Annotated in this window: 8 protein-coding genes; 5 read left to right on the top strand and 3 right to left on the bottom strand. The window is 75.2% G+C overall.

Annotation, left to right across the window (positions count from 1 at the left end):
- The first annotated feature begins 262 nt into the window (after positions 1–262).
- Both AC2TEW_RS09160 and AC2TEW_RS09155 read left to right on the top strand, forming a co-directional pair.
- Positions 263–751, top strand: coding sequence for a sigma-70 family RNA polymerase sigma factor (locus AC2TEW_RS09160; protein ID WP_149038623.1), 489 nt, complete (start codon positions 263–265; stop codon positions 749–751).
- Positions 748–1,422: a zf-HC2 domain-containing protein gene (locus AC2TEW_RS09155; protein WP_484622844.1), complete on the top strand. Its 675-nt coding sequence runs from the start codon at positions 748–750 to the stop codon at positions 1,420–1,422. The genes AC2TEW_RS09160 and AC2TEW_RS09155 overlap by 4 nt, the downstream gene beginning before the upstream one ends.
- 72 nt (positions 1,423–1,494) lie before the next feature.
- Here AC2TEW_RS09155 and AC2TEW_RS09150 read toward each other — a convergent pair whose 3' ends face one another.
- Complete coding sequence (locus tag AC2TEW_RS09150; protein WP_484622843.1) at positions 1,495–1,989, bottom strand: GNAT family N-acetyltransferase; 495 nt, start codon at positions 1,987–1,989, stop codon at positions 1,495–1,497.
- Between the two features lie 203 nt (positions 1,990–2,192).
- On the opposite strand from AC2TEW_RS09150, the gene AC2TEW_RS09145 reads away from it, so the two are divergent.
- On the top strand, positions 2,193–3,116 hold the full coding sequence (locus tag AC2TEW_RS09145) for a S1 family peptidase (protein ID WP_484622842.1): 924 nt from the start codon (positions 2,193–2,195) through the stop codon (positions 3,114–3,116).
- Between the two features lie 172 nt (positions 3,117–3,288).
- The gene (locus AC2TEW_RS09140; RefSeq protein ID WP_484623011.1) at positions 3,289–3,528 is read left to right on the top strand and encodes a DUF1876 domain-containing protein; all 240 of its coding nucleotides are present in this window, start codon (positions 3,289–3,291) and stop codon (positions 3,526–3,528) included.
- Here AC2TEW_RS09140 and AC2TEW_RS09135 read toward each other — a convergent pair.
- Positions 3,488–4,780 (bottom strand): MFS transporter, encoded by a 1,293-nt coding sequence (locus tag AC2TEW_RS09135; RefSeq protein ID WP_484622841.1) that lies wholly within the window; start codon positions 4,778–4,780, stop codon positions 3,488–3,490. The genes AC2TEW_RS09140 and AC2TEW_RS09135 overlap by 41 nt on opposite strands.
- A 131-nt stretch (positions 4,781–4,911) precedes the next feature.
- Positions 4,912–6,129, bottom strand: a complete 1,218-nt coding sequence (locus tag AC2TEW_RS09130; protein WP_484622840.1) for an NAD(P)/FAD-dependent oxidoreductase — start codon at positions 6,127–6,129, stop codon at positions 4,912–4,914.
- A 191-nt stretch (positions 6,130–6,320) separates the two neighbouring features.
- On the opposite strand from AC2TEW_RS09130, the gene AC2TEW_RS09125 reads away from it, so the two are divergent.
- Positions 6,321–7,106 carry a VOC family protein gene (locus AC2TEW_RS09125; protein ID WP_484622839.1) on the top strand — a complete coding sequence of 262 codons (786 nt, stop codon included), beginning with the start codon at positions 6,321–6,323 and terminating at the stop codon, positions 7,104–7,106.
- Positions 7,107–7,163: the final 57 nt, after the last annotated feature.

Here is a 7,163-nt window from a genome sequence, read left to right as displayed (position 1 = left end):
CCACTTTCCGATTGCCCCCCTGTTTGGGGTTGGGTGCGGCGCGGCCCCCCCCCCCGCACCCGCTACTGGTATCGACAGGAACGGCCCGTGACTTGAGGCCGTGGCCCGCACCGACCGACGGGAAAAAGCCGATAAAAGCCGACCCGTCTCGACCTGGAGGCAACGGGTGCGCAAGGATGGCACCGTGACCGACCTTCCCCGCGCCGCCGGACCCCTGTCCGGCGGCGGACCGCCGACGGGCCCGGGGCCGGACGAGGAGCTGATGCGGACGCTCTACCGCGACCACGCCGGCCCGCTGTTCGGCTTCGTGCTGCGGCTGGTCGCGGGCGATCGGCAGCGGGCGGAGGACGTCGTGCAGGAGACCCTGGTCAGGGCCTGGCGCAACATCCACCGCCTGGACGTCGACCACGGCTCGGTGCGGCCCTGGCTGGTGACGGTGGCCCGCCGGATCGTGATCGACGGTCATCGCAGCAGTCTGGCCCGGCCGCGCGAGGTCGACCCGTCACCGCTCGAACTGCTGCCCGCCGAGGACGAACTCGAAAAGGCGCTGCGACTGATGACCATCTCCGACGCGCTCGACGACCTCAGCCACGCGCATCGCGAGGTCATCGTCGCCACCTATCTGAAGGGCTGTACGGTCAATGAGGCGGCCGCCGAACTCGGCATCCCGGCAGGCACAGTGCGGTCCCGGATCTTCTACGCCCTGCGTGCGCTGAAGATCGCGCTGGAGGAGCGAGGAGTGACACCGTGACGTCGCATCAGGATGAGCACCTCGACGTCGGCGCGTACGTCCTCGGTGTCCTCGACCCCGCGGACCGGCTGCGGTTCGAGGCGCACCTGGCCGGCTGCCCGCGCTGCGCGGCGGAGATCGACGAACTCGGCGGCCTGGAGCCGCTGCTGGCCGAACTGGTGGACGCCGGCCCGGTCCTGGAAGGCCCGGGCGACCAGCTGCTCGGCCGACTGGTGGACGAGGTCTCGGCGGCCCGGCGGCGCAGCCGTACCCGGCGCCTGGTCCTGGTCGCCGCGGCGGCCGTGCTGGTGGTCGGCGGCCCGGCCGTGACCTTCGCGGTGACCCAGCAGGACAGGCCCGCGGCCGTCGCGGTCCAGCAGTTCAGCGCGACCGACCCCACCACCGGGGTGTCCGCCACGGTCGGCGTCAGCCAGAAGAAGTGGGGCAGCCAGGTCAGCCTCGCGCTGTCCAACGTGCCCGGTCCCAAGCAGTGCGACCTGATCGCGGTCTCGCGCGGCGGCGAGCGGCAGACCGTCACCAGCTGGTCCGTCCCGCCGACCGGCTACGGCGCCGACAGCGCGCTGCAGACCTCGGGCGGCGCGGCGCTGCAGCCCTCCGAGATCGACCACTTCGAGGTGCGGACGCTGGACGGGCGGCAGCTGCTGGTCTCGGTGCCGCTGCCCAGGGCGTGACGCCGCGGACCGCACGGCGCGCCACGGCCGGGCACCCCGACGGGTGCCCGGCCGTGGTGCGCCCCGCCGGGCTCAGCGGGCCTGCGGCAGCGCCAGCCACTCCTGCCAGGTCAGGTCGTGCCCGATCAGCCGCGGCCGGGTGAACGGCCAGTCCTCGGCGATCCAGCGCGGCACCAGGGCGTCCAGGGCCCGCTCCAGCTCGCTGCCGACCCGGTCGTCCACCACCCACCAGGAGATCTCGGCGTCGGCGCCGGTCCGCTCCGGCGGGTCGATGTAGACGCAGCCCAGCAGCGCGGTGTTCGCGTCGTCGAACAGCGCGTAGTTGAAGGATTGGTGGGTCTCCATCTCGCGGGCGTGCCGCTCCAGGTCGGCCAGGTCCGCCTCGAAGGTCAGGGTGGCCGCGGGCCAGCCCCAGGCCTCGCCGTAGATCGACCACAGCCGCTCGCGCGAACCCATCACGGCGGGGTGGTCGAGCTCGGTGTCGCTCCCCGCGATCGGCCGCAGGTGGAAGCCGCCGGGCACCGGTACCCGGAGCGGATGGACGAAGTCAGCGGGAAGCCAGGTCATGGCGGGGAGGCTAGCCGAGCGCCGGTCCGCGGCGCACCCGCTTATCGGACCGGGCCGGCCGGTGCCCGGCCTGAGCCGAACAGGTGATCCACCGGCCGTTCGAACGGGCTCCTGACGGTCCGTCTCCTTACGGTGGCCGGGCAGAGCCGTCGATCGCGCACGACTCCCCGTGCCGCGGGACGGCAGACGAAGGGGAGCCTTTGATGGCACGTAAGGTCCTGGGCGCGCTGCTGCCCGCGGTGGTGCTGGCGTTCGGTGCGGCGGCGGTACCGGCGGTGGCCGCCGTCCCGGTGGAGGAGCCGCAGTGCGGCCCGGCCTCGCTGCGCCGGCTGGACGGCCTGATGGCCGAGCTCGACGCCAGGGCGGCCGCCGGGCAGGCCGGGCAGGCGCAGTACTGGTACGTCGACCCGCAGGCCTGCCGGCTCGGGGTGGCGGTGCTGCGCGGCGCGGACGACGAGCGCACCGAGGGGTTCGTCGGCGCCGCGACCGCGGTCGCCGGCCAGAGCGCGCTGACCACGCTGACCGAACTGGACACCCCGGTGGTCCGCCGGATCGCCCTGGTGACCGCACCCGACGACTCCATCGCCCGGACGCCCGGCACCCTGCACGGCGGCAGCGTGATCTACAGCGGCACCTCCGGCACCGTCTACCAGTGCACCAACGGCTTCAACAACTACCGGGCCGGCACCACGACCACCGCCGGGCACTGCGCCGACGCGGCCAAGACCTGGTACGACGCCAAGGGCAACAAGATCGGTTCGGTGTCCGCCGGCAACTGGCGCTTCCCCGGCTCGGACTGGGCCGTGATCACGCCGGTCGCGGGCTGGACCCTGCCCGACGACGTGGTCGGCGACGAGGAGGAGATCACCGCCTTCGGCAAGGCCACCCTGGGCGAGCCGGTCTGCGGCCGTGGCTCCACCACCGGGACCCAGTGCGGCACCGTCACCGCCCTCAACGTCACCGTCAACTACCCGGACGGCCTGGTCAGGGGCCTGGTCCGGAGCAGCCAGAGCGGCGGTGAGGGCGACTCCGGCGGCCCGGTCTACCACGGCGGCACGGGCCTCGGCCTGATCAGCGGCGGCCCGGCCAACGGCTCGACCACCTTCTTCCAGCCGATGAACTTCTGACCACCGGGGCCACGGTCCGCGCCGGCGCGCTCCGCGCGGCGCGGGCCACCCGGACGGGCGCACACTGAGAGGGAGGGCGACCGAACGCGCCGGGCCGGTCCCAGGGCGGGCGCGCAGGTCCACGACCCAGGAGGTGGCCGACGTGAGAACCCTGGTCGGATGGCACATCGAGATGGAGTTCGAGGAGGACGGCGACCGGACCAAGGCCGCCGCGATGGTCCGGCTGGCGGACGGCACCGAGGTCCGCGCCCACGGCTACAGCACCCGCCACCGCTCGGACAGCCCGCAGCTGCGGGTCGGCGAGGAGGTGGCCGGCGCCAGGGCGCTCAACGACCTCGCCATGCAACTGCTGACCAAGGCCCACGACGAGATCAAGTCGACGGTGCGGGTCCCGGACTACCCGCTGATGTGACCGCCGCCGGGCCGCCCGCGGCCGCCGCGCCCGCGACGGGACGGCCGTGGGCCCGGGCCCGCTCCGCCCGGCGGACCGCCGGCCCCATCGCGGTGCCCGCCAGCGCGAACACCGCGCCCAGCACCAGCCAGCCCGGCGGACCCCAGCCCAGCACCAGCGTGGTCAGCAGCAGCGGCCCGATCGTCCTCGCCACCGCCACGCCGGAGCCGAAGAAGCCCTGGTACTGGCCCTGCCGGTCGGCCGGCGCCAGCCCGAAGCCGATCTCCCAGGCACCCGAGGCGAGCAGCATCTCGCCCACCACCTGCAGGCCGGTCGAGGCCAGCAGCACCCCGGCCGCCGCCCACGCCCCGCCGTCGGAGGCCGACAGCGCGAACCCGCCGCAGCCCGCCGCCAGCGCCAGCCCCGCGTACCGGACGTACCGGACCGCGGTGGCCGGGCCGTCCACCCGCCGGGCCACCCGGACCTGGAACAGCACCACGCTCAGGGTGTTGAGCATCAGCAGCGCCGCTGCCGTCCACCCCGGCGCCGCCGTCCGGCCCGCGATCCACAGCGGCAGGATCAGCGACAGCAGCGGCATGTAGAGCAGCAGCACCGCGTTGACCAGCGACACCAGTGCGTACGGGCGGTCCCGCAGGACGGCCAGCCGCGGCTCGCCGGCGGCGGCCGCCGGGGCCGGGGCGACGGCCGGCAGTCGGGCCAGCAGCACGGCGGACACCAGGAAGCTCACCGCGTCGACGCCCAGCACCGCCAGGTACCCGGCCGGGGTGTCGAAGCGCAGCGCCACCCCGCCGAGCGCCGCGCCGACCGCGAGCCCGGCGTTGACCGTCGACTGCAGATGGGCCCGCACCTCGGTCCGCCGGGCGGGCGGCACCAGCCCGGCCAGCAGCGCCTGGCGGGCCGCGGCCAGCCCGCTCTGCGCGCAGGCGTACAGCACCGCCGCGGCCAGGAACACGGCGTACCCGCGGGCGGTGAGGAACAGCCCGACCGAGCCCGCCGTGGCGACCGCGAGCAGCGCCGCCACCCCGCGCGGCCCGCGCCGGTCGGCGACGTGGCCGAGCGGCACCCCGGCGAAGGCGCCGACCGCCCAGCCCAGGGTGAGCCCGAACCCGATCTGCGGCGCCGTCAGCCCCACCACCCGGCTGAAGTACAGCGCCGAGCAGACCAGGAACGCGCCGTCGCCCAGCGCATTGGTCAGCTGCGCGGCGGCCAGCCGTCTGGCCGGCCCCGCCGGCGGTAGCAGTCCCGCACCCATCCGCGCCCCCCTCGACGGCCGGGCCCTGCACCCCAGGGCCGCTCCGACCCTAGGGCACGGCACCGACAGTCCGGGCCCGAACGGGTGGCGAAGGGGCGGCGAAGGACGGCGGACGGGTGGCGGACGGGCCGTCAGGCGGGGCCGGCCAGCTCCGCCAGCGGGACGGCCGGGTCGGTCAGCCGGTCCACGGCGACCTCGCGGCCGGACCGCACCAGGTCGCGGATCGGGTCGGTGACGTCCCAGACGTTGACGTTCATCCCCGCGACCACCCGGCCGCCGGACAGCCAGAACGCGACGAACTCCCGGGCCGCCACGTCGCCGCGGAACACCACCCGGTCGTAGCCGCCCGGCTCGGCCAGCCCGGTGTACTCCATCCCGAGGTCGTACTGGTCGGTGAAGAAGTACGGCACCCGGTCGTACACCGCCTCCCGGCCGAGCATCGAGGCCGCCGCCACCTTCGGCTGGTTGAGCGCGTTGGCCCAGTGCTCGACCCGGATCGGGCGGCCGTACAGCGGGTGGAAGGCGTTGGCGACGTCGCCCGCGGCGAACACGTCGGGGTGCGAGGTGCGCAGGTGCCGGTCGGTGCGCACGCCGTTGTCGACCTCCAGGCCGGCCGCCTCGGCCAGCGCGGTGTTCGGACTGATCCCGACCCCCACCACCACGGTGTCCGCCGGGACGAGCGTGCCGTCGTCCAGCCGGACACCCTCCGCGGACAGCTCGGCGACCCGGACTCCGAACCGCAGGTCCACGCCGTGCGCCCGGTGCAGGTCGGCGAAGACCTGGGCGACCTCCCGGCCGAGCACCCGCAGCAGCGGCAGCTCCGCCACCTCCAGCACGGTCACCTCGGCCCCGGCCGCCCGGGCCGCGGCGGCGGCCTCCAGCCCGATCCAGCCGGCCCCGACGATCGCGATCCGGGCACCCGGCCGCAGCGCCGCGCGCAGCCGGTCGCTGTCGCCGACCCGCCGCAGGTACACCACCTCGGGGCGGTCCCCGCCGGGCACCGGGATCCGGCGCGGCGAGGAACCGGTGGCGAGCAGCAGCTTCGACCAGCCGAGCCGGCTGCCGTCGGCCAGCGTCACGGTACGGGCGGCCGGGTCGATCGCGGTGGCGGCGGTGCCGAGCCGCAGATCCACCCCGTGCTCGGCGTACCACTCGGCCGGATGGACGAAGATCTTCTCCCGCTCGGTGCCGCCCTGCAGATAGCCCTTGGACAGCGGCGGCCGCTCGTACGGGCGCTCCGGTTCGTCGCCGACCAGCACCACGGGGCCGTCGAAGCCCTCCTCGCGCAGTGCTTCGGCGGCCTTGGCCCCGGCCAGGCTCGCGCCCAGGATGACGTATGAGGTGTCCATAGCCGGATCCCTACCCCGTGATCCCGGCGCCCATCACCACCCTCACCCCCGTCGGCCCGCCCGGTGCCGCGCGCTGATCCGACGCGAACTGTCGGACACGGCCTAGGCTGAACCCGCTGGGGCCGGTCCGGCGACGCCGATCCGGTGCGGGCGGTCGCACGGGCCGCGGAACCGGAAGGAGCGGCTGGCCAATGGGTGATCCGACGGGCGGGAAGACGGTCAGGGTGCGCTGCGTACCGGGTGCGCCGTGCTGGGTCAGCCTGACCGCCAGGGACCTCGACCTGGCGCAGGCGTTCTACGGGCCGCTGCTCGGCTGGACCTTCGAGCCGGGCCCGGACCGCTGGGGCCGCTACCTGCGGGCCGTGGTCGACGGCGTCGAGGTGGCCGGCCTCGGCGTGATCGGCGGTGACTGGGACGTGCCGGTGGCCTGGACGATCATCTTCGGCACCGAGAGCGCCGACCAGTCCGCCGACGGCGTCCGCGAACGCGGCGGCACGGTCGCGGTCGGCCCGCTGGCCTTCGACGCCGGCCGGATCGTGCTGGCCTCGGACTCCGCCGGTGCGGCCTTCGGGATCTGGGAGGGCGAGACGGCCGACGAGACGTGGATGGCGGAGCCCGGCACACCGTCCTGGATCGAGCTGCGCACCGCCGACCCGTTCGCGGCGGCGCTCTTCTACGGCGAGGTGTTCCGCTGGGACGGCCGGGACCCGGCGCACTTCGAGGTCCGCTACGAGCACGAGCGGGTGGTGCTGCGGGTGGAGGGCCGCAGCGTGGCCGCGCTGCGCGGGGCGGAGGAGGGGCTGGGCCCGCACTGGGAGGTGTTCTTCGCGGTGCGGGACACCGAGGAGGCGGTCCGTCAGGCGGTCGAGCTCGGGGGCAAGGTGGCCGGGGACCCGGTGGACACCCCGTACGGCCGGGTGGCCCGGCTGAGCGACCCGGAGGGCGGCCTCTTCTCGGTGATCAGCCCGCTCGGCTGACCCTGCCGGCCGCCCGTCGGCCGCCCGGGCCCGTCCGGCCGCGCCCGTCCGCCACCG

The organism is Kitasatospora sp. NEAU-CNBT7, assembly GCF_057220535.1.
This window is presented reverse-complemented; position numbering and strand designations above follow the sequence as displayed.

What these genes read in the sequence shown, in the direction of transcription:
- AC2TEW_RS09160 (WP_149038623.1), top strand. Translation starts at nt 263, where the DNA reads ATGCGGACGCTCTACCGCGACCACGCCGGCCCGCTGTTCGGCTTCGTG.
- AC2TEW_RS09150 (WP_484622843.1), bottom strand. Translation starts at nt 1,989, where the DNA reads ATGACCTGGCTTCCCGCTGACTTCGTCCATCCGCTCCGGGTACCGGTG.
- AC2TEW_RS09145 (WP_484622842.1), top strand. Translation starts at nt 2,193, where the DNA reads ATGGCACGTAAGGTCCTGGGCGCGCTGCTGCCCGCGGTGGTGCTGGCG.
- AC2TEW_RS09140 (WP_484623011.1), top strand. Translation starts at nt 3,289, where the DNA reads ATGGAGTTCGAGGAGGACGGCGACCGGACCAAGGCCGCCGCGATGGTC.
- AC2TEW_RS09135 (WP_484622841.1), bottom strand. Translation starts at nt 4,780, where the DNA reads ATGGGTGCGGGACTGCTACCGCCGGCGGGGCCGGCCAGACGGCTGGCC.
- AC2TEW_RS09130 (WP_484622840.1), bottom strand. Translation starts at nt 6,129, where the DNA reads ATGGACACCTCATACGTCATCCTGGGCGCGAGCCTGGCCGGGGCCAAG.
- AC2TEW_RS09125 (WP_484622839.1), top strand. Translation starts at nt 6,321, where the DNA reads ATGGGTGATCCGACGGGCGGGAAGACGGTCAGGGTGCGCTGCGTACCG.